Origin of the sequence: Pseudonocardia adelaidensis (assembly GCF_039543345.1) — a bacterium.
Lineage (GTDB): Bacteria > Actinomycetota > Actinomycetes > Mycobacteriales > Pseudonocardiaceae > Pseudonocardia > Pseudonocardia adelaidensis.
Genome location: NZ_BAABJO010000024.1, coordinates 34128 through 56692 on the forward strand (window position 1 = coordinate 34128; position 22565 = coordinate 56692).

Genomic DNA, 22565 nt, shown 5'->3' on the forward strand with positions numbered 1-22565 from the left:
ATGATCACATCTCTCCGGCCTGCGGACCAGACCTCCGGTGCTCAGAGTTCCGCGAGGCGGCGTTCGAGGAACCGTCGCTCGGGGTCCGTGGTGGTGAGGTCGAGCGCTCGGCGGTAGGCGGTGCGGGCCGCGGCCGGGTCACCGAGGCGACGCAGCAGCTCGGCGCGGGTGGAGTGCAGGTATCGGTAGCCGTCGAGATCGGGGGCGACGGCGTCGACGACGGCCAGCGCGGCGCCCGGGCCGGAGGTCTCGGCCACCGCGACGGCGCGGTTGAGCTCGACGACCGCGGAACCGGTGAGCTCCCCGAGCCTGGCGTACAGGTCGGCGACGGCCGCCCAGTCGATCGGGTCCTCGGTCTGCAGCGCGGCGATCGCGGCCTGCACGGCGTACGGACCGTCGGTGCCGCGCACCAGCGCGCGTCCCTCCGCGATCTGCGCGGCGTTCCAGCGGGAGCGGTCCTGGTCGGCCAGCAGGACGAGCTCGCCGTCGCGGGTGCGCGCGTCGCGGCGGGCGTCGTGCAGCAGCATCAGGGCCAGCAGGCCGCTCGCCTCCGGCTCGCCGGGCAGGAGCCGCACCAGCATGCGGCCCAGGTCGATCGCCTCGGCGGCCAGGTCGACGCGCTGGTCGCCGTACCCCTGGTTGAAGATCAGGTAGAGCACGGCGAGGACGGTGCCGAGGCGGGCCGGGAGCAGGTCCTCCCCGGGCACCGCGAACGGGACCCCCGCGGCCTTGATCTTCGTGCGGGCCCGGGTGAGCCTGCGCTTCATCGTCTCCTCGGAGACCAGGAAGGCCCGCGCGATCTCCGCGGTGTCCAGCCCGCCCAGCGCACGCAGCGTCAGTGCGACCCGCGCTTCGGGCGCCAGCGCGGGGTGGCAGCAGAGGAAGATCAGCTCGAGTCGCTCGTCGGGGATCGCGGTGGCGGGCATCGGTGTCTCCGCAGGTGGCGGCAGGAGTTGAACCTTCTCGGCGTGCCGGCGCTCGCGCCGGAGCCGGTCGATCGCCTTGTTGCGCCCGACGGTCACGAGCCACGCCCGCGGCTCGTCGGGCAGCCCGTCGCGTGCCCAGCGCTGCGAGGCCAGGGCGAACGCCTCCTGGGCGGCCTCCTCCGCGACGTCGACGTCGCGGCAGAAGCCGACCAGGGAGGCGACGACCCGGCCCCACTCGGCCCGGAAGATCTCGTCGATCACCGGCCGTACTCGACGAGGGGCCTCACCTCGACCGACCCGCCGAACCGCAGCGCCGGAACCCTCCCGGCCAGCTCGAGCGCGCTGTCCAGGTCGGGCGCGTCCACCAGGAAGAATCCGCCGAAGATCTCCTTGGTGTCGGCGAACGGGCCGTCGGTCAGCAGCACCTCCTCCCCGGCGACCCGGACGGTGGTGGCGGTCTCCGCAGGCTGGAGCCGCTCCCCACCGGTCACGCGCGGGTCGTCGTGGAACGCCATGTATTCGGCGGTGACGGCGGCGCGCTCGTGCTCGTCGTGCGAGTCGGTGGCGCCCGGACGTTCGTTGATCAGCAGTGCGTACCGCATCAGCTCTCCTTGATGTTGTGCCGGTCGTACACCAGGCGCAGCGCCGGGCCAAGGGCCTCGGTGCCGGTGAGTTCCAGGTCCACGGGCGCGGTGCCGTCGGCGAAGAGCCTGCGGCCCTGGCCGAGCACGAGGGGGAAGACCAGCAGGCGGTACTGGTCGACCAGGTCGCGCGCGGCCAGGTGGTCGACCACGCTCGCGCTTCCCGGGACCACCACGTCCCGGTCCTCCGTGAGCCGCGCCACCTCGACGTCGAGCCCACCCTGCAGCACCGTCGAGCCCTGCCAGCCGTCGGCGCGCTCGAGGCTGCGCGACGCCACGATCTTGGGAATGGCGTTCATCTTCTGCGAGAACGGGTCGGTGCGGGGCCCGAAGATGCGGGAGAAGAGCTGCCACGTCGTGCGGCCCAGCACCATCACGCCCGTGTCGAGCACTGGGCCCAGCCCGAACTTGTCGCCCGCCGTCGCCTCCGGTCCGTACCGGAACGCCCAGCCGCCCTGCGGCGTGCCGCCGGAGCCGTCGGGGTCCTCCACGACGCCGTCCAGCGTGACGAACGAGATCACGATCACCTTGCCCATACCGTCCTCCTCGGTCGGTGTTGTCGTGAGGGCGACGAACGGATCCGGAGGAGGGGACAGCCTGGTTCTGTGGCGCCGGTCACATGCAGCCGGGCGCAACGCGCTCGTCGGCGGGCGTTCGCGGGGCGGCCACTCACAGTCTGCTTTCAGGCTCCACGGCTAGCCTGACGGCCGTCCGATCGAGACCGTGAACCGAGGTGCGAAGCCCCACCATGCCCGAGCAGACGTACGACTTCGTGATCGTGGGTGGTGGCGCCGCAGGCTGCGTGCTCGCCAACCGGCTGAGCGCGGACCCGAACACCCGGGTCCTGCTCCTCGAGGCGGGCCGGCCGGACTACTGGTGGGACCTCGCGGTCCACCTGCCGCTCGCCATGGGCATGCCGGTGGGGAGCGCCGCACACGACTGGCGCTACGTGAGCGAGCCCGAGCCGCAGCTGTCCGGCAGGCGGATCGAGCACCCGCGCGGGAAGGTGCTCGGCGGCTCCACCAGCATCAACGGGATGCTCTACACCCGGGGCAACCGGGCGGACTACGACCGGTGGGCACAGGAGACCGGCACCGACGAGTGGGACTACGCCCACTGCCTGCCCTACTTCCGCAGGCTCGAGCGGCGGGTCGGCGAGGCCGAGGACGACTTCCGCGGGCGCAGCGGCCCGCACACCATCGCGCCGAGCCCGACCGACGGGCCGATCTTCGACGCGTTCTTCGAGGCGGTCCGCCAGGCCGGGCACAAGGTCCTGAACGACACCAACGGCTCCGAGCAGGAGGGCTTCGCGCCGCTCGACCAGGGCGTGCGCGGCGGGCGGCGGGAGTCCGCCTCGCGGGCCTACCTGTGGCCGGTGCGCGGGCGCAGCAACCTCGAGGTCCGCACGCGCGTGCTGGTCGGGAAGGTCGAGATCGAGGGCGGGCGCGCGGTCGGCGTGCGGTACCGCCACGACGGCACCGAGACGCTCGCGCGGGCGCGGGAGGTCGTGCTGGCCGCGGGGGCGATCGGCTCGCCGCAGATCCTGCAGCTGTCCGGGATCGGGGACCGGGCCCACCTGGAGGAGCTCGGCGTGCCCGTGGTGCAGCACCTGCCGGGCGTCGGGCGCTCGCTGCAGGACCACTACGCCGTGCACATCCAGCACATGTGCCTGCAGCCGGTGTCGATGGCGGCGGTCCGCCGCAAGTCGAACTGGCCGAAGATCGTCGGCGAGGCGCTGCTCTTCGGTCGGGGCCCGGGCGCGTGGAACCCGATGCGCGTCGGCGGGTTCGTCCGCACCTCGCCCAAGCAGGGCTACCCCGACCTGTTCTTCGTGCTCGCCCCGCTGGCGATGCAGAGCGAGGAGCGGTCGATGCCGGTCGACCAGCACGGCTACCAGATGCACGTCGAGGTGATGCGCTCCGAGGCGCGGGGGTCCGTCCGGATCACCTCCACCGACCCCGGTACGCACCCGGCGGTGCAGCTCAACTTCCTCTCCGGCGCCGAGGACCGCACGCGGTGGCTCGCCGCCGTCCGGATCGCCCGTGAGCTGCTCGGACAGCCCGCGATGAAGCACCTCGACGGCGGCGAGTGGCTGCCCGGCACCGATGTCCGCACCGACGACGAGGTCATGGACTGGGTGACCCGCACCGGACAGCCCGGCCTGCACCTGTCGTGCTCGGCGCGGATGGGGGCCGACGAGGACGCGGTGCTCGACCCGGCCACGATGCGGGTGCGCGGGGTCGAGGGTCTGCGCGTCGTCGACGCGGCCGCGTTCCCGTCGATCATCAATGCCAACACGTACGCGCCCACGCTGATGCTCGCGGAGAAGGCGGCCGACATCGTCATGGGCAACAGCCCGCTCGCGCCGGAGCGCCCCGCCGTGCCCGCGAGTGCGAGCGACACCGCGGGGGCCGACGCCGGCGATGCCTGACGCGGCGGCGCCGGGCCTGGCGGGCCGCCTGCGGGGCGTCCTCGCCGGCTGGAGCGCCCCGCAGCACCGCGACGGGCTCGCGCTCGTGCTCAGCTCGGGGCTGACCTCGGTCATCGGGCTGCTCTACTGGGTGGTGGCCGCCCGGCTGTTCCCCCCGGAGGTCGTCGGGATCAACAACACGCTGATCTCCACGATGACCCTGATCGCGGTGGGCGCGCAGCTGAACCTCGGCAACGCGCTGCTGCGGTTCGTGCCCGTCGCCGGGCGGTCGGCCCGGCGGCTCGTGTTCACCTGCTACGCGGTCGGCGTCGTGGTCGCAGCCGTCGCGGGCGGGATCTTCGCGCTCGGGGCCGGGTGGTGGGCGCCGGAGCTGCAGCACGGGGTCGGCGGCGGTCCGCTGACGGCGTTCTTCGTGCTGTCCACGCCGGTCTGGACGGTGTTCGTCATCCAGGACTACGTCCTCACCGCGGTCAAGCGGGCCACGCTCGTGCCGCTGGAGAACCTGGTGTTCTCCCTGCTGAAGATCGCGCTGCTCGGGGTGGGGGCACTGGTCGCGTTCGGTGGGGCGATCGCCGTGTCGTGGATGGTGGCCACCGCGCTGATCGTGCTCGGCATCACCGGGTACCTGCTGCGCGTCCTGCCGGCGCCCGCACCAGGGGAGCCGCCCACCGGATCGCCGGTGCGGCCCCGCGCCGTCGCCCGGTTCGTGTCCGCCGACTGGACCGGCGGGCTGTTCACCAACGCCGTCGAGTTCGGGCTGCCGCTGCTCGTCCTCGTGACGCTCGGTGCAGAGCAGGCCGCGACGTTCGGCGTCGCGTGGGCGATCGCGTACGGCCTGTACCTCGTGTCGCACGGGATGGGGCAGTCGCTCGTGGCCCACGTGGCGGCCGACCCGGAGGCGCTGGACGCCGCGCGCCGCAGCACGGTGACGAGGTCGCTCGCCCTGATCCTGCCCGCCGCGCTCGTCATCGTCCCGGGCGCCGGGCTGATCCTCTCGATCTTCGGCGCGCACTACGCCGCGACCGGGACGGCGTTGCTCGCGCTGAGCTCCCTCTCCGCGATCCCGAACGTCATCGTCACCGCAGCGCTCTTCGGCGCCAGGGTGCGGCAGCAGCGGGCCGTGTTGCTCGGCGTGCCCGCGGCGGTCGCGGTGCTGGTCATCCCGCTCGCGCTGGTGCTCATGCCGGCGCAGGGGCTCACCGGGGTGGGCGTCGCGCTGGTCGCGGGGCAGTCGGTGGTGGCCGCCGCGATCCTGATCCGCTACTGGGCGACGCGGCGGCGGGTCACCCGGTCCGCGTGAGGCGGTGGATCCAGACCTTCGGCAACCGGGTCGGGGAGGTCCGCACCGACGCCCACCGCGCCCGCGCGGCGTCGAGGAACTCCCCGCTCAGCGGGCGCTCCGGGTCGGCGATCCACACCTGCCCTCCGTCGCCGACCAGCCGGGGGAGCAGGGTGTGCATCTGGTCCACGTTGCGCTGGCCGTACAGGACGTCGGAGGCGAGCACGAGCCCGAACGGGCCGCGGCCGACGAGCTCCTCCGGCTCGTCCCACGAGCACCGCGCGGTCTCGATGCTCGTGCCGTTCTGCTCGGCGTTCACCGCGGCGAACGCGAGCGCGTCGGCGGACCGGTCGGTGGCGAGGACCCGCGCTCCCGCGAGCGCGGCGGCCACGGCCGGCAGGCCCAGCCCGCAGCCCAGCTCCACGGCGTACGTGCCCGTCCAGTCGCGCTCCGACACGGCGTGGGCCAGCTCGATCCCGCTCGGCCACAGCTCCGCCCAGTACGGCGGGTAGGCCTGGTCGGCGGCGACGTCGTCCTCGTACAGCAGGGCGGCCGGGTCGCGCGGGTGCACGAACCGGATCCGGCCGAGGTGCAGGTCGATGGAGCCGGCGAGCAGGTCGAGGCGCGGGTCGGCGGCTTCCGGCCGCCGGGCGATCTCGGTCGGGGTCGGCGGACGCTGCTCCATCCGGACAGTGTGCCCTCGTCCGGCCCCCGGCCTCGCACGACCAGGTGGCCCCCTCGCGGGCGAAGATCCCGACTTCCGGGTGTCCGTTGCGCGGGACCGACCCGGGACACCCGATACTGACCGATCATGCGGGCTCGGGTGGTGGAGTGGGGTGTGACCGCCCTCGTGCTCGCTCTCGGGCTGTGGGGTGCCGGGCCGGTCGAGCGGCCCGCCGGCTGCGACGACGGCGAGACACGGGCGGTGTGGATCGCCACCGTCGGGAACATCGACTGGCCGAGCAGGCCGGGCCTGTCCGTCGCCGACCAGCAGCGGGAGTACCGCACGATGCTCGACGACGTGCAGCGGCAGGGGCTGAACACCGTGATCGTGCAGGTGCGTCCCACCGCCGACTCGCTGTGGCCGTCGCCGTACGAGCCGTGGTCGCAGTGGCTCACCGGTGAACAGGGGAAGGACCCCGGCTACGACCCGCTCGCCTTCCTCGTCGAGGAGGCGCACGCCCGCGGGCTGAAGTTCCACGCCTGGTTCAACCCGTTCCGCGTGAGCAAGCAGGCCGACCCGGCACAGCTGGTACCCGATCACCCGGCCCGGCAGCACCCGGACTGGGTGTTCGCCTACGGCGGCGAGCTCTACTACGACCCCGGGCAGCCCGCGGTCCGGCGGCTCGTGACCGATGTCGTGCTCGACGTGGCGCAGCGCTACGCGATCGACGGCGTGCACTTCGACGACTACTTCTACCCCTACCCGGTCGACGGCGAGCAGATCCCCGACGGCAAGACGTTCGCCGCGTACGGCGGGGGCTCCTCCGACGTCGGCGACTGGCGGCGGCACAACGTCGACGAGCTGGTCGAGGGCGTGTCCGAGCGGCTCTCCGCACTGCACCCGGACATCGCGTTCGGGATCAGCCCGTTCGGCGTCTGGCGCAACCGGTCCGCGGACCCGCGCGGGTCGGCGACCACTGCCGCCGTCCAGTCCTACGACACGACCTACGCCGACAGCTACCGCTGGGTGCGCGAGGGCTGGGTGGACTACATCGCCCCGCAGGTCTACTGGGAGATCGGCCACCCGACGGCGGACTACGCCGTGCTCGTGCCGTGGTGGGCCGATGCCGTGGCCGGCACCTCGGTGCAGCTCTACATCGGCCAGGCGGCGTACAAGGTCGGCAGCGGACCGGCGTGGGACGACGGCGAGCTCTCCGCCCACCTGGACCTCGATCGGGAGCACCCGGAGGTGCGCGGCGAGGTCTACTTCAGCGCGCGGTCGCTGTCCACGAACGCGGCCGCGGCGATGCAGCGGGTGACCGCGACCCACTACTCCTGCCCGCCCACCGGTACCGGCTGATTCCGGCTAGCACTACTCGTCCGGCCCGTGCCTCGCCACTAGGCTTTTCGTGATCCAGACCACTGTGGGGGGAACGCGATGGCGAGCCAGGACCGGCCCGAACGCGTCCTCGCCGACCTGCTCGCCCTCCTCGCCATCGCCGACCAGGCCATCCTCCTGCAGGAGCGGGCCGAGGCGGTGCTGCAGGCGTGCGCGGAGCCTGCGGAGTCGGCGCAGTTCGTCGCCCGGGAGGGCACCCGGGTCGCGGGGGAGTACCAGCGGCTGTGGACCTGGTCCCTGGACTTCGCGCCGTCCGCGGGCGACGGGTCCGTCGAACGGAGGCTGTCCGACCTCGTCCTGCTCCACTTCCAGATGCTGCACGTCGCCGTGCGGCTCGCGTTCCCGCGGCAGGCCACCCCGGGCGCGTACCGCAGGGTGCGCGCGGTGGAGGACCTCGCCCCCTGGGTCGCGGAGCTGCGCTCGGTGCGCGACGAGCTCAACCTGTGGATCACGGCGCTCACCCCGGCCGGTTGAGCCGACGGATCCAGGGACGCCTCGGCCAGAGCTACCGGGTTCTCGGGTGTTCGTGCGGATCGTCGGAACCAAGTACATTCGGCGGCTCGAGCCGATACTCGGCCTGCCGGCCGACCACACGTCGCTCTGGTGTACGCGGTCACCGGCCGGCGCCGACGGTGGCGTACTGATTCAGCGTCATGACCCGGTTCAGACGCGCCGCGGCGAGATGCTGGGCTCCCCGTGCTCGAGGGCAGGACTCGCCGCGGGGGTGGGGAGCCGAGCCTCGACGCGGAAGCCGCCGCCTGCTTGCGGACCCGCCGTGAGGGTGCCGCCGAGGGCGCCGGCGCGTTCCCGCATCCCGGGCAGCCCGCTGCCGCCGGACGACTCGGCTGGGGCGGCGGTGCCGCGGCCGTCGTCGTCGACCCGCACGGTGAGCCCGTCGTCGGCGTAGCACAGGCGGACGTGGGCGCCGGCCGGCCCGGCGTGCTTGCGCGCGTTGGTCAGCGACTCCTGCACGATCCGGTAGGCAGCCTGGTCGACGCTGGGCGGCAGCTCGCGCCGCGCACCCACGACCTCGAGCTCCACCGGCAGGCCCGCCGACCGGTTCTCCGCGAGCAGGTCGTCGAGGCGGGCGATCCCGGCCACCGGGGCGCGCGGCGGGCCCTCGTCGACCCCGCGCAGGACGCCGAGCGTGGCACGCATCTCGCGCAGCAGCTCACCGCTGGACTTCTTGATCGCGGCGAGGGCCGAGCGCGCCTGCTCGGGGTCGTCGTCCATGAGGTGCAACGCCACCCCGGCCTGCACGTTGATCAGGCTGACGTGGTGGCCGAGCGAGTCGTGCAGGTCGCGGGCGATCCGCAGCCGCTCCTCGCTGCCGCGCCTGCGCTCGGCCTCCTCCTGCGCCAGCCGCTCCTGCGCGAGCCGCTCCCTCCGGGCGCGCCACCACTCGCACACCGCGACGACGATCGCCAGCGACGACAGCCAGCCACCGGCCCCGAAGAGCGGCAACGGCTGGTCGGGGAAGCGGACGAGGTGCAGGACGAGCAGACCGGCGAACGCGACGCCCGTGACGGCGTAGGCGCTGCGCCGGTGCCCGGAGACGACCGCGCTGCACATCGCCACCAGCCCGGCCAGGAACACCGGGCCGTACGGGTAATCGAGTGCGAGGTAGACCCAGGCCGCGCAGGCGGCGACGCCGAGCACCACGGCGGGGTAGCGGCGGCGCAGCACGAGTGCCGCCGCGCCGACGAGGAGCAGCGCGACGGCGGGGGCGTCCAGCGGCCGCGCGAAGGGTTGGATCTGGGCCGCGCGGAACGTCCCGGCCACCGTGAAGACCGCCACGGCCAGCGGCAGGACGACGGTGCGGAGCGGGCCGGCCCACCAGCCGTTCCGAACCGCTGCGCGCATGCGGTCACCGTAAGCCAGGTACGCCGGGCGGGGTACCGGCGACGGCGCCGCTACCGCGGCGGTCGCACGCCCACCGCCGCCCCGGCCCGGACGCGGGGCGCGCCCGAACCCGCCACGATGGGTTCATGGCGAGGATGCTGGTCGAGGGACGGCCCCGGTGGCGGATGCGGCCCCGCACCCGCAAGGGCGTGCTGGTCGCCCACATCGTCGCCGTCGGCGCCTGGATCGGGCTCGACGTCATGCTCGGCGTGCTCGTCTTCACCCCGCCGCTCACGTCCGACACCGCCGCGGCCGCGCTCTGCTACCAGGCGATGCCGCTGCTGTTCTGGCCGATCCTGGTGAGCGGCCTCGCCGGCCTGGTGACCGGCCTCGTCCTCGGCGCCGGCACCCACCACGGCCTGGTGCGTCACTGGTGGGTGCTGGTGAAGCTGCTGCTGAACATCGTGCTGACGTCGCTGGTGGTCGTGCTGCTCGGGCCCGCGATGGACGACGCCGCCGAGGCCGGCAGGCGCCTGGCGGCCGGCGTGCCCGTCGACATCGACCTGTCGAGCTTGGTGTTCCCCCCGCTCGTCTCCGGCACGTCGTTGGTGATCGCCACCGTGCTGTCGGTCTACAAGCCGTGGGGCCGCGTTCTCATCAGGCGCTGACCGACTCGCCCGCCCACCGGCGCACCACGAGCTCGTCCCCGACGGCCAGCCACCCGGTCCGGACCACCGAGAACTTGGTGCCGAACGCAACGCCCTTCGTGGCGACGCGGCGGTAGTCGGCCAGTGTGCGCAACGGCTCCGGCCCGACCCGCGCTCCGGTGCGCTGGTCGACCAGGGTCACCGCGCACCGGATCGCGAGCTTGGCAAAGGCCAGCTCCGCCCCGCCGACCGACATCTCGCGCACCCGGTCCTCGACGTGCGGCTCCGTCCACCCGTCCACCACGACGTTGGGCCGGAACCGCTCCATGGCCACCGCATCCCCACCCCGTTCGCCGATCCGGCGGTCCAGCTCGGCCCCGGACGCGCGGCTCGTGACCAGCAGGGCGCCGCTGTCGGCGAAGCCCGCACGGCCGGGCGTCTCGCCGTCGGTGAGGCGGTCGTGCTCGGGGGGCACCCGCACGAGGCGGCTCGGCTCGCCGAGCACGCGCCCGAGCCAGCCCGCGACCGCATCGCCCTGGTCGATGGCGTGGTAGGGCACGCCGAACATCTCGACGGGGCCCCGGGGGCCGTCGAGGTCCACTGCCACCCGCACGGCGTCGGTGCCCGGGGCGTGCAGCACCAGCTCGCGGCCGTCGTCGACGACCTGCGGGCGGATCGTCGCGAGCAGCGGGTCCCTGCGTTGGCTGCGGAACACGCCCCGCTCGTTCACGACCATGAACGCCCGGTCGTGGTCGAGTCCGGCGGGGGTGAGGAAACCGCTGGTCACGGCGATTCCTGCGCAGCCCTTGACCGGGTAGGTGTACAGCTCGACGACGCGGGCAGTCATCGCGGCACGTCCCCGAACACCAGGAACGACCGGCGCGGGGGTGCGGTGGTCGTCACCCGCACGGACGCGAACCCCACCGCACGGGCGATGCGGGCGGCGCCCGCCTCGTCGGCCGGTACGGCGAGGTCGGCGGGCAGCGCCGCCGCGAACGCGGGGGAGGGGTGGAAGTCGGCGGCCACCGGGACGCTGAACGCCGCCTGCCCACCCGGCCGCAGCACGCGCCGCCACTCCGGCGGTGCGTCCGCGCCGATGAGGTGCAGCGCGGACGCGCAGAGCACGACGTCGGCCGCTCCGTCCGGCAGGTCGAGCGGCACAGCGGGCGCGACCCGCCACTCGACCCGGCCGTCGGACGGCGTCTTCGCCGCGCCCTTCTCGATCATCCGGGGCGAGACGTCGATCGCCAGGACGCGCCGCGGGGCGAGGGCCTCGAGCGCGGCGAGTGCGGCGAACCCGGTGCCGGTGGCGACATCGACGACCAGTCGCGGCTCCGGCACCGGCCGCAGGCCGGCCACCAGCTGCCGCGCGATCGCGAGGTGGTGCGGGTCGTCGTCGTAGGTGTCGGCGGCCGCATCGAACAGCGGGGGAACGGGCACCCCGGCCATCTTAGGAACACCCTGCGCTTTCGGTGCGGGTTCGAGACGCCCGCCCGATCGACGTCGAGGGCGCCGGCGGGGTTCGAGCCCGAAGCGCCCGCCGCAGCAGTTCGGCGACCGGCCCCATCGGGAGTGGCGCGCCGACTCAGAAGGGCGGGGGCTCGCCTTCGTCGTCGTCGGGGATGGTCCTGCCGTCCCAGAGGGCGGTGGTGCGGCGGCCGCGTTGGATGCGTTCCAGCCGTGCGGCGAGGTCTTTCGGCAGGCTGTTGCGGGTGCCGGCCTTGTCGGGTGGCAGTTCGTCGTCGGTGCGGTAGTCGTGGGGGTGGCTGTGGTAGCGGTGCCCGGTGGGAGTGATCCATTGGATGCGCCCGTCGGGTAGCGCGCGCACGGCCCAGCCGGGGGCGTGTTTCATGCGGTGTTCGTGTCCGCAGCAGCCGTGCAGGTTCTTGTCGTTGGTCGGGCCGTGCGGAAAAGGGGTGATGTGGTCGAGGTGCCCGTCCAGGGCGCGGCGGCGGCAGATCGGGCCCCGGCAGTACACATCCCGGGCGCGCACGTGGTCGGCGAGTCCGGCCGGGGGCCGGTAGGTGCTGCGGCCGTAGTCCAGCACTGTGCCGGAGAGTGGGTCGTAGACCAGGCGTTTGAGGGTGGCGTCGCCGGCGATCTCGCGGGCCAGGTCGGCGGGGATGGGGCCGTGGCCGACCAGTTCGCAGGGGTGGTCGTCGGCGCCGAGCAGGGTGGTGAAGGGGATCAGGACCTGGACGAGGGGTTTGCCGGGGGTCACCGGCCGGGGTGCGGCACAGTGGTCGCCCGCGCCGTGATCGCCGGCGCCGTGATCGCCGGCGCCGTGGTCGCTCGCACTGTTGTCGCTCGCAGTGTTGCCGGGACCGTTGGCTTCGCCGGCTGCTGATGCCTGCGCGTCACACGGCGCCCCGACCCCAGCCCCGCCGTGATCGCCGGCGTCCGCGGCGTCTCCGGCGTCGGTGCCGGCGTCGGTGGCCTCGTCCCTCTCGGAGCCGGCACCGGTGTCGCTGCCGGTGTCGGGATCGGCATCGCTGTCGCTGTCGGTGTCGCTGTCGGGGGCGGCGTTGGTGAGCCGGCCGGACAGCAGGGCGGCGGCGAGGTCGGCGCGGCGGGCGTCCATGCCCCGCGGATCGTCCTTGCCGCAACCCAGGGCCAGGCGGGTGAGCCACTGGTAGCCGGCCTGGGCGTCGGCGGCCGACATCAGCGCCCACAGCGAGGCCATCCCGTCCTGTTCTTCGCTGATGGAGACCCGGCGGTCGCGGCGGGCGGCCTTGTGCCGTTCGGCGGCACCTTCGGGGTCGGCGGCGATCACGGCCCGTTTCAGGGCGGCCTTGAGTTGGCCGAGGGTCTGTTCCGGGGCGCGGTCGAGCACCCGCTGCTGCACCGCGCGGGCGGTCTCGGCGCTCAGGTGGTGGGTGGCGTCGCAGATCGCGCTGACCCGGCGTTCATCGAGCCGACCCCGCTCCCACAGGGCGAGGGTCTCGGACAGCACCTGCTCCAGTTGCACCGACCGCCCGAGCCGGGCCTTCGCGGTGAGCCGGGCCTGGGTCAGCGCCAGCCCGACCTCGTCGGGGGCGAACCTGCTCACGGTGCACGGCTTGTCGGTGGCCACCAGGGTGGAGTCGTCGCCGGGGCGGCGGCGGGCGAACTCGGCCAGCAACCGCGCCTGCCGGGCCTGCGCCCATGCGGCGACCCGGTCGAACCCGACGATCGCATCGATCAGCTGGGCGTCCGACAGCCCGGCCTCGCACTCGGTGTCGGCGTCGATCTCCAGCGCGAACAACCCGGACGGCGCGGTGTTGCCCCAGGTGCGCTCCTCGTCGCCGCAGCGCAGCTCGCGTTCGATGGCCACCCAGTCGAAGGCATCCTCGAGTTCGGGGTCGACGGGATCGCCGACCCCCTCCTCGCAGACACTATCGAACATATGTTCGATACTACGGGATTGGGGTCGGGCTCGCAACGTCGATCACGCCTGTTGGTGTGCCGTGTCCCGGGATCTCGAGCGCGGTGTTCGCATGCCAATGGATGCCCGCTTCACGCGGGATCGTCTCGGTGGACACCGGCAGGCGGCGATGCTCGGCCAGTTGCTGCGCCCAGGGCCTGACCGCCCGGGCGATCGAGATCCGGTCGTGCACGCGGGCGTCTCTCTGCTACGTCCGGACCGGCGCGACGAAGGGGTCCGTCACGGGCCTCGGCCCTGCAACGCGGCCGCTCGACCGCCGCTCGCGACAACGCGTCCCCGGGTGCTCCCGGAATGTCCGACCCCCGTGGTGGACTCGGGTCCGGAGGTGATGGGCGTGTCGTTCGTGCACGGGCATCCTCGGCGCACCGGATGGGTGGTGGCCCACGTCCGCCGACCCACCCGCGCTGCCGCGGGTCAGCTGCCGCTGCTGCTCGTGGTGCCCCTTCCGCGGGAGCCGTCCGACAGCGGCGGCACCACCGACGGGCCGGCGTCCGCGCCGGTCAGCTCCGCGAGGAAGTCGGCGATCACGCCCACGGTGTACGAGGCCCACTAGGGCACGGCCGACGACGTGGGCGCGTTCCTCACGGTGCAGGTCAACGGCATCGACGCGCTGGGCGCGCTGGACCTCGGCCACGTCGTCCGAGACATCGCTTCGCCACGCCGCGCATGCGCTTCCGCAGGTGCACCGGGAAGCCGCTGGGCGAGTGAGCACCGGCGCGGCCCTTCCCGACGGCACGGTCGGCGTCACGCTGCGCCGCAGCGACCTCTACCGCGCGCTGAGCGACGGACGCCGCCCACGCGACGTCGCCCGCGTCCGGGCAGGGCGCGTCGATGGCGAGCGAGGACGCGGTGGAGCTCGGCCGGTGCCTGCGCGACCTGCCCGACCCCGGTGCCGCCTTCGCCGCGTACGAGCGGCTGCGTCGCGCGCGGGTGGAGCGGCGGGTGGTGGCGGCCGGGGTGCGGTCGAGCACCGCGAAGGCCGCCGGGCCGCTCGCTCGGGTGCTGCGCGACGCGCTGCTGCCGATCTTCCTGCGCAGGCAGGGGGCGGAAGCCGCCGAGCGGCTGCACGGGCACCACATCGACTGGGACACCCCGGTCGCGACCACCGCGGGCGCCGCCCGCCGGTAACGGCACTATGGGCACGTGGACGAACCGCCCCGGCCCGAGCTGCGCATCGGCGACCGCGAACGCCGCGCCGTCGACGCGCACCTGCAACAGGCGCACGCCGACGGCGTGCTCACCCTCTCCGAGTACGACGAGCGCGCCGCGCAGTGCTGGGCCGCCCGCACCCAGAGCGACCTGGACGAGCTGGTCCGCGACCTGCCGCCGTACCGGCCCGGTCCCGACGAGGAACCGACCGTCGCCGTGGCGGCTCCGGAGAGCGCCCCCGCTCCGACCGAGAAGAGCCTCGGGCAGCGGATCGGCGGGAGCCTGGTCGGCGTGGCGGCCATCGGTGCGCTGATCTTCGTCGGCTCGCACGTCGTCACGGCCGACGACGGCGCGGCGATCTTCGGCAACCGGCAGATCACCGTCGCGCCCGGCCAGGAGCGGGTCGAGGTGGGCATGCTCTTCGGCAGCGTCGACGTCGTGGTCCCGGACGGCGTCCGCGCGCGGCCCACGGGAGCGGTGATCTTCGGCAGCACCGACTGCGCCCTGGCCTGCACCGGCCAGGGCACGGAGGTGGTGGTCGACGCCACGGGCGCGTTCGGCAGCGTGGACATCCTGCGCCCGGGCGAGCCGGAGCCCGACGACGATGACGACGACTGATCGCCACTACCCGGCCGGGGTCGTGACCTCCTGGAGCCCCAGCACGCCGAGCAGCGCGAGCGCCTCGGCCTCCCGGCTCCCCGGAGCCGCCGAGTAGACCAGCAGCACCTGGTCGTCGCCCTGGACGTGCAGCACGTTGCAGTCCAGCTCGAGCACGCCCAGCTCGGGGTGGCGCATCCGCTTGGTGTCGCCGTGGCGCTCGTCGAGCTCGCGCAGCGTCCAGAGGCGTTCGAACCGATCGCTCCCGGCGCGCAGCTCCGCGACCAGCCTGCCGAGGCCCGGGTCGTCGGGGTAGCGGGCTGCCGTGCGGCGCAGGTCGGACACGATCGCGCGGTCGAGGCGCCCGCGTTCCTCGCCGTCGGCCACCACCCGGCTCGCCTCGCCGAGGAACGCCTGCCACGCGAGGTTGCGCCGCGCCGGTGGCACCGCCGACAGGTCGCCGAGCAGCCCGGCCGCGAGCGGGTTCCAGGCCAGCACGTCGCACTTGGCGTCGAGCAGGAGGGCCGGGAGGTCGGTGAAGCGGTCCAGCAACCGCTGCACGCTGGGCCGTACCGCGCTGCGGATGCGGCCCGGAGGGGGCGCCGCCACCCCAGCGAGGCCGAACAGGTGGTCGCGCTCGGCGTCGCTGAGGCGCAGGGCCCTGGCGAGGCCGCCGAGCACGGCCTCCGACGGACGCGGGCCGCGGCCCTGCTCCACGCGGGTGAGGTAGTCGACCGACATCCCGGCGAGGCCGGCGACCTCCTCACGCCGGAGGCCGGGGGTGCGCCGCCGCACGCCCGCCGGCAGTCCGACGTCCGCGGGGCGCAGCCGCTCCCGCCATGTGCGCAGCGCGATCCCGAGCTCGGTGCGGTCCATGGATCTCAGGATGCCGAAGGCGCCGGGGCCGTGCGTGGACTCAGCCTGGTACGGATCGTCCCCCGGTCCGGCACCTTGAGATGCTGGGCCCGTGGATGATCGCCTGCACGTCGCCGTGGTGACGCCCCTGACCGAGGAGCTGGCGGCGCTCGTCCCGCGGCTCGAGCCGCGGGTGGAGCTCGTCTGCGAGCAGGAGCTGCTGCCGCCCCCGCGCTACCCCGCCGACCACCACGGCGATCCCTCGTTCCGCCGCACACCCGCCCAGGAGCGGCGGTTCGCCGAGATCATCGCCGACGCCGACGCGCTCTACGGCGTGCCTGGCGAGGACCCGGCGGCACTGCGGCGCGCCGTGCAGACCAACCCCCGGCTGCGGTGGGTGCACACGATGGCGGCCGGCGGCGGCGCGCTGGTGAAGCGCGCAGGCCTGTCCGCCGCGCAGCTCGAGCGCGTCACGTTCACGACGTCGGCCGGGGTGCACGCCGGCCCACTGGCCGAGTACGCCCTGTTCGGGCTGCTCGCCGGCGCCAAGAACCTGCCGCGGCTGCGGGCCGACGCCGAGCGGCACGAGTGGCCGCACCGCTGGTTGATGGGGCAGCTGCGGGAGCAGACCGTGCTGGTCGTCGGCCTCGGCGGGATCGGCCGCGAGGTGGCCCGGCTGCTCGCCGCGTTCGGCACGCGGGTGATCGGCACCAGCAGGCGCGGCGACCCGGTCGATGGCGTCGCCGAGCTGGTGCACCCCTCCGAGCTGGCCGCCGTGGTGGGGCGGGTGGACGGCATCGTCGTCGCGCTGCCCGCCACCGCGGCCACCGAACGCCTGGTGAGCGCCGACGTGCTCGCCGCGGTCCGGCCCGGCGCCACGCTCGTCAACGTCGGGCGCGGCGCCGTGATCGACGAGGGCGCGCTGGTGGAGGCCCTGCGCGACGGGCGCGTCGGATTCGCCGCGCTCGACGTCTTCACCGCGGAACCCCTCGACCCGGCGAGCCCGCTGTGGGACATGCCGAACGTGCTGATCAGCCCGCACAACGCCACGCTCACCCCCGCGGAGGGGCGGCGGATCGCCGAGCTCTTCGCGGAGAACGCCGGCCGCCTGCTGGACGGTCGCCCGCTGCGCAACGTGGTGAACACGGTCGAGTTCTACTAGCGGTCATCACACCGACGTGGGTTGCCCGCCACGTCCACCACCCGCAGGCCGGGGGCCGCGGCGCGCAGCTCGTGCCGCTCGGCGACGGGCACGGCGTCGGCGCCATAGTCATGCGCCGGCGAGCTGCGCCATGACCGCGGCACCGTCGAGCCGCACGTTCTCGCGGCTGATCTTGCCGTCGCGGAACTCGCAGACGTGCAGCATGGGGACGTTGACGGGCCGGTTCCGGCCGGGACACCCATGAGGTCGGCGACGACGCCGGCGCTGAGCACGGAGTGGACGCGTTGATCGTCACCCGCGACGCGTGCGGGCTGGCACCGGACGCCGCCACCGACGTGATGAGCTGGGCCGCGCAGTCACTGATCCGGGCCGCCCTCGCCGAGGCCGATGCCGGCCCCGGGACCTCAGCCGGAGGGGTGGGCCGTCACGGACACGCTCTGGCTGCGCCTCTCGAGCAGCCGCTCGCTCAGCTCCCAGAGCCGCCGGGCCGACTCGGGGTCGAGGGCGTGCGGCACGACGTCGGACGGGATGTCCTGCTCGGCACCGAAGTCGATGGGGCGCGGGGTGTCCAGCGGTGAGATGTCGTTGTCCTTCAGGTAGACGCCGCCGATGCCGGTGAGCAGCGGGCTGGCCGCGGCGAACACGCTGGTGCCGGCGCCCTGCTGCGGTGTCTTCAGCTCGCGGTCGGGGTCGATGACCGGCCGTCCGGAGTCGTCGATCAGGCCCATGGCCCGCTGGGCGCCCTCGGACACCGCGGGCCCGTCCTCGGCCCGCGACGGTCCTAGTCCGGTGGTGACGACGATGCCCGGGTGCACGGCGTAGCCCCGGATCCCGTCCGCTGCCCATCGGCGGTCCAGTTCGACGGCGAACAGCACATTGGCGGTCTTGGACTGGCCGTAGGCGAGCATGGGGTCGTAGCCGGTGGCGAAGTGCGGGTCGTCCCAGCGGATGTCGGAGAGCCGATGGCCACCGGACGTCACGTTGACCACCCGGGCGCCGTGGGCGGCGCGCAGCGCGGGCAGCAGGGCCAGGGTCAGCTGGAAGTGGCCGAGGTGGTTGGTCGCGAACTGCGACTCGTATCCGCGGGCGTCCCGGAACAGCGGGCCGGCCATGATCCCGGCGTTGTTGACCAGGATGTGGAGCGGGCGGCCGGAGCCGAGGTAGCGGGCGGCGAAGGCGTCGATCGAGGTCGGGTCGAGGAGGTCCAGCCGGTCGACCTCGACGCGCTCGATCCCGGCCAGCGCGGGGGCCGCGCGGTCCGGGTTGCGCGAACCCACGGTGATGGACGCGCCGACCTTGCTGAGCGCACGGGTGGTCTCGAGCCCGAGCCCGGTGTGCCCGCCGGTGACGATCACGTTCTTGCCCGAGAGGTCGATGCCCTCGAGGACGTCGTCGGCCGTGGACGCCGCGGTGAACCCGGTTCCGAGCGGGTGCTGCTTCTGACTCATGTCACCACTGTGCGCGCCTCAGCCCGTACGCTGAATCATCGGCGGTCCGATTTTCTTGCGCGGGAGTACGAACGTGGTCGATGACCAACTGTCCGAGGTGTTCGACCTCGTCCAGGTCCGCGGGCTGGTGTCGGGCGGCTTCGCGGTGCGGGGCCCGTGGGTGGCCCGCGCCCCGGTCCGGGACCCGCTGAAGCTCATCGCGCTGGTGCACGGCCGGGTTCGGCTGGCCGCCGACGGCGTCGCCGATCCGATCGACATCGAGGCGGGCGACGTCGCCATCCTGAACGACCGGTCGTGGCTGTCGCTCGAGGGCGGCACGGGCGACGGACTCCGCCGCGAGGTCGTGCCCGAGGAGAGCTTCACCCACCTCGCCGGGGCCGACCCGGGAAACGACGACGTCGTCATCGGTGCCGCGGTCGACATCAACCCCGCCGCCAGGGCGCTGCTGCTGCAGGCGCTCCCGCCGCTGGGCCACGTCCGGTCGTCGGACGGGGCGACGGGCCTGCGCGCCACGCTCGACCGGCTGCTCGACGAGGTCACCGGCAACCGGGCGGGCTCGGCGTTCGCGATCCGGCAGTACGGCCAGCTCCTCCTGCTCGAGGTGCTGCGCGCCTACGTCCACCAGGCCGAGCTCCCCGCGGGATGGCTCCGGGCGCTGACCGACGAGCGGCTGCGCCCGGCGATCGGCCTCATGCACGCCGAGCCCGGGCGGCCGTGGCGGCTGGAGGAGTTGGCGCGCGCCGCGGCGATGTCGCGGACGTCGTTCGCCGAACGCTTCCGGACCGTCGCCGGGGTACCTCCGCTGACCTACCTCTCCCGGTGGCGGATGCTGCTGGCGCAGCGCGCCCTCCGGGACGGTGACGCCCGGATCGGCTCGCTGGCGGCCGAGCTGGGTTACGCGTCGGAGAGCGCGTTCAGCACCGCGTTCAAGCGGGAGGTCGGCGAGTCACCGCTGCGCTTCCGTCAGGCGCTGCGCTTCCGTCAGGGGAAGTGCACGTACTCGTAGTCGACCGGCTTGTCGTTGATGCCCTTCGACGGCGGCGCGATCCAGCCGGCGATCTTGCCGGGCTCGTACACGGGTCGCATCAGCGACCGGACGTGGGTCTTGTCGGCCTCGCTCGGGAGCCACTTGTCCCGGTTGGCCTCCCACACGTCCTCGCCGACGAGGTCGCCCTTCGGCGTGACGTGGTGGCCGCCGAACACGCCGACGTGGCGGTTGAACCCGACGTGCGGCAGGTACAGGCGCCGGTCGACGCCGCCCTTCTCGAGCACCCGGTTCCAGCGCTTGAGGCCGGTCTCGCAGTCGGCGATGTACTCGCGGCGCAGGTCGTGGTTGAGCGCGACGAGCGCCGACACCTCGTCGGTGGTGATCTCGCCGTCCCGCACGACGTCGATGTGGGCAGCGTCCTCGGTGAGGACGTGGTCGTCCTTGCGCCGCTCCTCCTGCCAGCGGCCCTTGAGGCCGGCCGTGAAGTAGTTGGCGGCATTGGTGGAGCGCTCGGAGCCGAACAGGTCGAGCGACACCGAGTAGTGGAAGTTGATGTACTTCTGGATCACGTCCAGGGGGATCCCGCCGTGCGGCGCGACGTCGTCGGTGTCGTGCTCGCGCATCAGCTCGGCGGTGCGCGCCACCACGCGGTCGATGCCCGTGGTGCCGACGAACATGTGGTGCGCCTCTTCCTTGAGCATGAACTCGCAGGTCCTGCTCAAGGGGTCGAACGCCGACTCCTTCAGGGTTCCGAGCTGGTACTTCCCGTCCCGGTCGGTGAAGTAGGTGAACATGTAGAACGACAGCCAGTCCGGCGTCTCCTCGTTGAACGCGCCGAGGATGCGCGGCGAGTCGATGTCACCGGAGTTGCGCTGCAGCAGCGCCTCGGCCTCCTCGCGACCGGCGCGGCCGAAGTAGGCGTGCAGCAGGTACACCATCGCCCACAGGTGGCGGCCCTCCTCCACGTTGACCTGGAACAGGTTGCGCAGGTCGTAGAGCGAGGGCGCGCTCTCGCCGAGGCGGCGCTGCTGCTCCACCGACGCGGGTTCGGTGTCGCCCTGGATCACGATGAGCCGCTGCAGGTCGGCGCGGTACTCGCCGGGCACCTGCTGCCACACCGGCTCGCCCTTCCGCTCGCCGAACGCGATCCGGCGGTCGGTGTTGCGCTCGGCGAGGAAGACGCCCCAGCGGTACTCGTCCATCGGGACGTGGTCGAAGTGGGCCCAGCCCTCGCGCCCGACCGCGACGGCCGTGCGCAGGTACACGTCCTCGGTGGGCACCGCGGGGCCCATCGTCTTCCACCAGTTGAGGAAGTTGGGCTGCCACGACTCGAGCGCCCGCCGCAGCTTGCGGTCACCCGCCAGGTCGACGTTGTTCGGGATCTTCTCGGAGTAGTCGATCGACATGTTCACACCCGCCTGCGGTCGAAGTCGGCCCTGCGGCCCGTGCCGTACCGGCGCAGCGCGCCGTCGGGGCCCGCTGCGTTCGGTCGTACGAAGATCCAGTTCTGCCACGCGGTGAGTCGCCCGAAGATCCGGGACTCCATCGTCTCCGGCCCGACGAACCGGTGGTTGGCCTCCATGCCGGTCAGCGCGTCAGGGGACAGGGACGCCCGCTCCTCCAGCATGATCCGGACCTCGTCGTCCCAGTCGATGTCGTCGGGGGCGTCCGTGACGAGGCCCAGCTCGAGCGCCTCGGCCGCGTCGATCCTGCGGCCGGCCTCCTGGCGCAGCTTCGCCACGTGGTCGTCGTCGCCGTAGAAGCGGCTCGCGAGGCGGGACAGGCCGTTGCCCATGGGGAAGGTGCCGAAGTTGCTGTCCGACAGCACGATCTGGGCCGGCTCACCCTCCTGCGAGTCCTCCTCCAGGAAGCCGTCGAGCATGTACTGCCGGTCGCAGGCCAGCGCCAGCTCCAGCAGCGCGCCCGCGAAGCACGAGCCCGGCTCGATCAGCGCCACCAGCGACCGGGACGTGACGTCGAGCCGCTTGAGCACCCGCTTGAAGTAGTGCCGGATCTCGTTGACCAGCCAGTCCTCGCCGGAGTACCGCGCGATCACCCGCTCGAACGCCAGCGCGTCCTCGACATCGCCGCGCGTGCGGATCACCCACGTACCGAGCTCCCGCTCGTTGGCGCGCAGCCGCAGGATCAGGTCGTCCAGCTCGCGGGTCATGGCGAGCGGCCAGAACCGGGCGCCCAGCTCGTGCACGCGTTCGACGGTGTCGGGCACGTCGCCCTCTGGCCCGTGCACGGTGATCTCGACGATCCCTCCCGCCCGGTCGTAGCGCGCCTCGACGTGCTGGTAGCGCAGCCCGTCGGCGGTCTCCTCGCGCTGCAGCGGGGGCAGCTCGACGCCATGCGCGTCGGCCGGCCGGGTGGAACGGGCGGCGGCCTCGGCGGCGCGCTCGGCCACCGTCTCGTCCCACTTCCGCTTCGGGATCACCTCGTCGACCAGCCGCCACTCGACGGCCTGCCGCCCCCGGATGCCCTCGGCGCGGGTGGCGAACACGTCGGCGCGGTCCTTGCGCACCTTCCGCTTGTCGGTGACGCGGGTGAGCCCGCCGGTGCCGGGCAGGACCCCGAGCAGCGGCACCTCCGGCAGCGCGACCGCGGAGGAGTTGTCGTCGACCAGCAGGATCTGCTCGCAGGCGAGCGCCAGCTCGTAGCCGCCGCCCGCCGCGGTGCCGTTCACGGCGGCGATCCAGGTCTGCCCCGAGTGGGCGGTGGCGTCCTCGATCTCGTTGCGCGTCTCGTTGGTGAACTTGCAGAAGTTCACCTTCCACGGGTGGCTGCTCCGGGCGAGCATCCGGATGTTCGCGCCCGCGCAGAAGTTGCGGTCCTTCGCGCTGGTGAGCACCACTGCCCGCACCTGCGGGTGCGAGAAGCGCAACCGCTGGACGGCGTCGTGCAGCTCGATGTCGACGCCGAGGTCGTAGCTGTTCATCTTCAGCTCGTAGCCGGGCACCAGCCCGCCGTCCTCGGTGACGTCGAGCCGCAGGTACGCGACCTCGCCCTGCACGTCGAGCTTCCAGTGCCGGTAGCTCGAGGGGGCGGCGTCGAAACTGATCTGCGGTTCGGGGGCCGGCTCGGCGGTGCTGGTCATCGCTGACGCTCCTC

At 73.4% G+C, this 22565-nt stretch carries 23 protein-coding genes; 10 read left to right on the forward strand and 13 right to left on the reverse strand.

Annotated features, from left to right (window positions below; all coding sequences use genetic code 11):
* Positions 1-41: 41 nt before the first annotated feature.
* Genes ABEA81_RS27535 through ABEA81_RS27545 form a run of 3 tightly spaced genes read right to left on the reverse strand, consistent with a single transcriptional unit; the run spans position 42 to position 2103 of the window.
* Entirely contained in the window at positions 42-1187 is a 1146-nt protein-coding gene (locus ABEA81_RS27535; RefSeq protein WP_345608620.1) for an RNA polymerase sigma factor, read from the reverse strand.
* Positions 1184-1528, reverse strand: coding sequence for a YciI family protein (locus ABEA81_RS27540; RefSeq protein WP_345608622.1), 345 nt, complete (start codon positions 1526-1528; stop codon positions 1184-1186). The genes ABEA81_RS27535 and ABEA81_RS27540 overlap by 4 nt, the downstream gene beginning before the upstream one ends.
* Positions 1528-2103, reverse strand: a complete 576-nt coding sequence (locus ABEA81_RS27545; RefSeq protein ID WP_345608624.1) for a dihydrofolate reductase family protein — start codon at positions 2101-2103, stop codon at positions 1528-1530. The genes ABEA81_RS27540 and ABEA81_RS27545 overlap by 1 nt, the downstream gene beginning before the upstream one ends.
* 212 nt (positions 2104-2315) lie before the next feature.
* Between ABEA81_RS27545 and ABEA81_RS27550 the strand changes: the two genes are divergently transcribed.
* Positions 2316-3998 (forward strand): choline dehydrogenase, encoded by a 1683-nt coding sequence (locus ABEA81_RS27550; RefSeq protein ID WP_345608626.1) that lies wholly within the window; start codon positions 2316-2318, stop codon positions 3996-3998.
* A complete protein-coding gene (locus ABEA81_RS27555; protein ID WP_345608628.1) occupies positions 3991-5298 on the forward strand; it encodes a lipopolysaccharide biosynthesis protein in 1308 nt (435 codons plus the stop codon). Before ABEA81_RS27550 ends, ABEA81_RS27555 begins: the two co-directional genes overlap by 8 nt.
* On the opposite strand, the gene ABEA81_RS27560 is transcribed toward ABEA81_RS27555, so the two are convergent.
* Positions 5282-5962 (reverse strand): class I SAM-dependent methyltransferase, encoded by a 681-nt coding sequence (locus ABEA81_RS27560; RefSeq protein ID WP_345608630.1) that lies wholly within the window; start codon positions 5960-5962, stop codon positions 5282-5284. The genes ABEA81_RS27555 and ABEA81_RS27560 overlap by 17 nt on opposite strands.
* 126 nt (positions 5963-6088) lie before the next feature.
* Here ABEA81_RS27560 and ABEA81_RS27565 point away from each other — a divergent pair, with 126 nt between their 5' ends.
* Positions 6089-7300: a glycoside hydrolase family 10 protein gene (locus ABEA81_RS27565; RefSeq protein WP_345608632.1), complete on the forward strand. Its 1212-nt coding sequence runs from the start codon at positions 6089-6091 to the stop codon at positions 7298-7300.
* Positions 7301-7378: 78 nt separating this feature from the next.
* Positions 7379-7813 (forward strand): hypothetical protein, encoded by a 435-nt coding sequence (locus ABEA81_RS27570; protein WP_345608634.1) that lies wholly within the window; start codon positions 7379-7381, stop codon positions 7811-7813.
* A 189-nt stretch (positions 7814-8002) separates the two neighbouring features.
* On the opposite strand, the gene ABEA81_RS27575 is transcribed toward ABEA81_RS27570, so the two are convergent.
* Positions 8003-9202, reverse strand: coding sequence for a sensor histidine kinase (locus tag ABEA81_RS27575; protein WP_345608636.1), 1200 nt, complete (start codon positions 9200-9202; stop codon positions 8003-8005).
* A gap of 125 nt (positions 9203-9327) precedes the next feature.
* Here ABEA81_RS27575 and ABEA81_RS27580 point away from each other — a divergent pair, with 125 nt between their 5' ends.
* Positions 9328-9849, forward strand: a complete 522-nt coding sequence (locus ABEA81_RS27580; RefSeq protein WP_345608638.1) for a hypothetical protein — start codon at positions 9328-9330, stop codon at positions 9847-9849.
* On the opposite strand, the gene ABEA81_RS27585 is transcribed toward ABEA81_RS27580, so the two are convergent.
* The 4 genes from ABEA81_RS27585 to ABEA81_RS27600 all read right to left on the reverse strand — a co-directional run bounded on the left by ABEA81_RS27585 (position 9839) and on the right by ABEA81_RS27600 (position 13424).
* The gene (locus tag ABEA81_RS27585) at positions 9839-10675 is read right to left on the reverse strand and encodes an MOSC domain-containing protein (RefSeq protein ID WP_345608640.1); all 837 of its coding nucleotides are present in this window, start codon (positions 10673-10675) and stop codon (positions 9839-9841) included. The two genes, ABEA81_RS27580 and ABEA81_RS27585, sit on opposite strands and share 11 nt — an antisense overlap.
* Positions 10672-11268, reverse strand: coding sequence for a class I SAM-dependent methyltransferase (locus ABEA81_RS27590; protein ID WP_345608642.1), 597 nt, complete (start codon positions 11266-11268; stop codon positions 10672-10674). Before ABEA81_RS27590 ends, ABEA81_RS27585 begins: the two co-directional genes overlap by 4 nt.
* Positions 11269-11413: 145 nt before the next feature.
* Positions 11414-13213: an HNH endonuclease signature motif containing protein gene (locus tag ABEA81_RS27595; protein ID WP_345608644.1), complete on the reverse strand. Its 1800-nt coding sequence runs from the start codon at positions 13211-13213 to the stop codon at positions 11414-11416.
* Between the two features lie 10 nt (positions 13214-13223).
* Positions 13224-13424 carry a hypothetical protein gene (locus tag ABEA81_RS27600; protein ID WP_345608646.1) on the reverse strand — a complete coding sequence of 67 codons (201 nt, stop codon included), beginning with the start codon at positions 13422-13424 and terminating at the stop codon, positions 13224-13226.
* Positions 13425-13586: 162 nt separating this feature from the next.
* On the opposite strand from ABEA81_RS27600, the gene ABEA81_RS27605 reads away from it, so the two are divergent.
* The 3 genes from ABEA81_RS27605 to ABEA81_RS27615 all read left to right on the forward strand — a co-directional run bounded on the left by ABEA81_RS27605 (position 13587) and on the right by ABEA81_RS27615 (position 15019).
* Positions 13587-13805 (forward strand): hypothetical protein, encoded by a 219-nt coding sequence (locus tag ABEA81_RS27605; RefSeq protein WP_345608648.1) that lies wholly within the window; start codon positions 13587-13589, stop codon positions 13803-13805.
* 278 nt (positions 13806-14083) lie between these two features.
* Positions 14084-14380 (forward strand): hypothetical protein, encoded by a 297-nt coding sequence (locus ABEA81_RS27610; RefSeq protein ID WP_345608650.1) that lies wholly within the window; start codon positions 14084-14086, stop codon positions 14378-14380.
* A gap of 15 nt (positions 14381-14395) precedes the next feature.
* Positions 14396-15019, forward strand: coding sequence for a DUF1707 SHOCT-like domain-containing protein (locus ABEA81_RS27615; RefSeq protein ID WP_345608652.1), 624 nt, complete (start codon positions 14396-14398; stop codon positions 15017-15019).
* A 6-nt stretch (positions 15020-15025) separates the two neighbouring features.
* Here the strand turns inward: ABEA81_RS27615 and ABEA81_RS27620 are convergent, their stop codons facing one another.
* Positions 15026-15874, reverse strand: a complete 849-nt coding sequence (locus ABEA81_RS27620) for a helix-turn-helix transcriptional regulator (protein WP_345608653.1) — start codon at positions 15872-15874, stop codon at positions 15026-15028.
* A 91-nt stretch (positions 15875-15965) separates the two neighbouring features.
* On the opposite strand from ABEA81_RS27620, the gene ABEA81_RS27625 reads away from it, so the two are divergent.
* Positions 15966-17015 (forward strand): D-2-hydroxyacid dehydrogenase, encoded by a 1050-nt coding sequence (locus tag ABEA81_RS27625; RefSeq protein WP_345608654.1) that lies wholly within the window; start codon positions 15966-15968, stop codon positions 17013-17015.
* A gap of 404 nt (positions 17016-17419) precedes the next feature.
* On the opposite strand, the gene ABEA81_RS27630 is transcribed toward ABEA81_RS27625, so the two are convergent.
* Complete coding sequence (locus tag ABEA81_RS27630) at positions 17420-18463, reverse strand: SDR family NAD(P)-dependent oxidoreductase (RefSeq protein ID WP_345608655.1); 1044 nt, start codon at positions 18461-18463, stop codon at positions 17420-17422.
* A 73-nt stretch (positions 18464-18536) separates the two neighbouring features.
* Between ABEA81_RS27630 and ABEA81_RS27635 the strand changes: the two genes are divergently transcribed.
* Complete coding sequence (locus ABEA81_RS27635) at positions 18537-19469, forward strand: AraC family transcriptional regulator (RefSeq protein WP_345608657.1); 933 nt, start codon at positions 18537-18539, stop codon at positions 19467-19469.
* Here ABEA81_RS27635 and boxB read toward each other — a convergent pair.
* Both boxB and boxC read right to left on the reverse strand, forming a co-directional pair.
* Positions 19445-20857 (reverse strand): benzoyl-CoA 2,3-epoxidase subunit BoxB, encoded by a 1413-nt coding sequence (gene boxB, locus ABEA81_RS27640; RefSeq protein WP_425570680.1) that lies wholly within the window; start codon positions 20855-20857, stop codon positions 19445-19447. The two genes, ABEA81_RS27635 and boxB, sit on opposite strands and share 25 nt — an antisense overlap.
* Before the next feature lie 2 nt (positions 20858-20859).
* On the reverse strand, positions 20860-22551 hold the full coding sequence (gene boxC / locus ABEA81_RS27645; protein WP_345608661.1) for a 2,3-epoxybenzoyl-CoA dihydrolase: 1692 nt from the start codon (positions 22549-22551) through the stop codon (positions 20860-20862).
* Positions 22552-22565: the final 14 nt, after the last annotated feature.

What these genes read in the sequence shown, in the direction of transcription:
- ABEA81_RS27540 (WP_345608622.1), bottom strand. Translation starts at nt 1,528, where the DNA reads ATGCGGTACGCACTGCTGATCAACGAACGTCCGGGCGCCACCGACTCG.
- ABEA81_RS27545 (WP_345608624.1), bottom strand. Translation starts at nt 2,103, where the DNA reads ATGGGCAAGGTGATCGTGATCTCGTTCGTCACGCTGGACGGCGTCGTG.
- ABEA81_RS27550 (WP_345608626.1), top strand. Translation starts at nt 2,316, where the DNA reads ATGCCCGAGCAGACGTACGACTTCGTGATCGTGGGTGGTGGCGCCGCA.
- ABEA81_RS27555 (WP_345608628.1), top strand. Translation starts at nt 3,991, where the DNA reads ATGCCTGACGCGGCGGCGCCGGGCCTGGCGGGCCGCCTGCGGGGCGTC.
- ABEA81_RS27560 (WP_345608630.1), bottom strand. Translation starts at nt 5,962, where the DNA reads ATGGAGCAGCGTCCGCCGACCCCGACCGAGATCGCCCGGCGGCCGGAA.
- ABEA81_RS27565 (WP_345608632.1), top strand. Translation starts at nt 6,089, where the DNA reads ATGCGGGCTCGGGTGGTGGAGTGGGGTGTGACCGCCCTCGTGCTCGCT.
- ABEA81_RS27570 (WP_345608634.1), top strand. Translation starts at nt 7,379, where the DNA reads ATGGCGAGCCAGGACCGGCCCGAACGCGTCCTCGCCGACCTGCTCGCC.
- ABEA81_RS27575 (WP_345608636.1), bottom strand. Translation starts at nt 9,202, where the DNA reads ATGCGCGCAGCGGTTCGGAACGGCTGGTGGGCCGGCCCGCTCCGCACC.
- ABEA81_RS27580 (WP_345608638.1), top strand. Translation starts at nt 9,328, where the DNA reads ATGGCGAGGATGCTGGTCGAGGGACGGCCCCGGTGGCGGATGCGGCCC.
- ABEA81_RS27585 (WP_345608640.1), bottom strand. Translation starts at nt 10,675, where the DNA reads ATGACTGCCCGCGTCGTCGAGCTGTACACCTACCCGGTCAAGGGCTGC.
- ABEA81_RS27595 (WP_345608644.1), bottom strand. Translation starts at nt 13,213, where the DNA reads ATGTTCGATAGTGTCTGCGAGGAGGGGGTCGGCGATCCCGTCGACCCC.
- ABEA81_RS27610 (WP_345608650.1), top strand. Translation starts at nt 14,084, where the DNA reads ATGGCGAGCGAGGACGCGGTGGAGCTCGGCCGGTGCCTGCGCGACCTG.
- ABEA81_RS27620 (WP_345608653.1), bottom strand. Translation starts at nt 15,874, where the DNA reads ATGGACCGCACCGAGCTCGGGATCGCGCTGCGCACATGGCGGGAGCGG.
- ABEA81_RS27630 (WP_345608655.1), bottom strand. Translation starts at nt 18,463, where the DNA reads ATGAGTCAGAAGCAGCACCCGCTCGGAACCGGGTTCACCGCGGCGTCC.
- boxB (WP_425570680.1), bottom strand. Translation starts at nt 20,857, where the DNA reads ATGTCGATCGACTACTCCGAGAAGATCCCGAACAACGTCGACCTGGCG.
- boxC (WP_345608661.1), bottom strand. Translation starts at nt 22,551, where the DNA reads ATGACCAGCACCGCCGAGCCGGCCCCCGAACCGCAGATCAGTTTCGAC.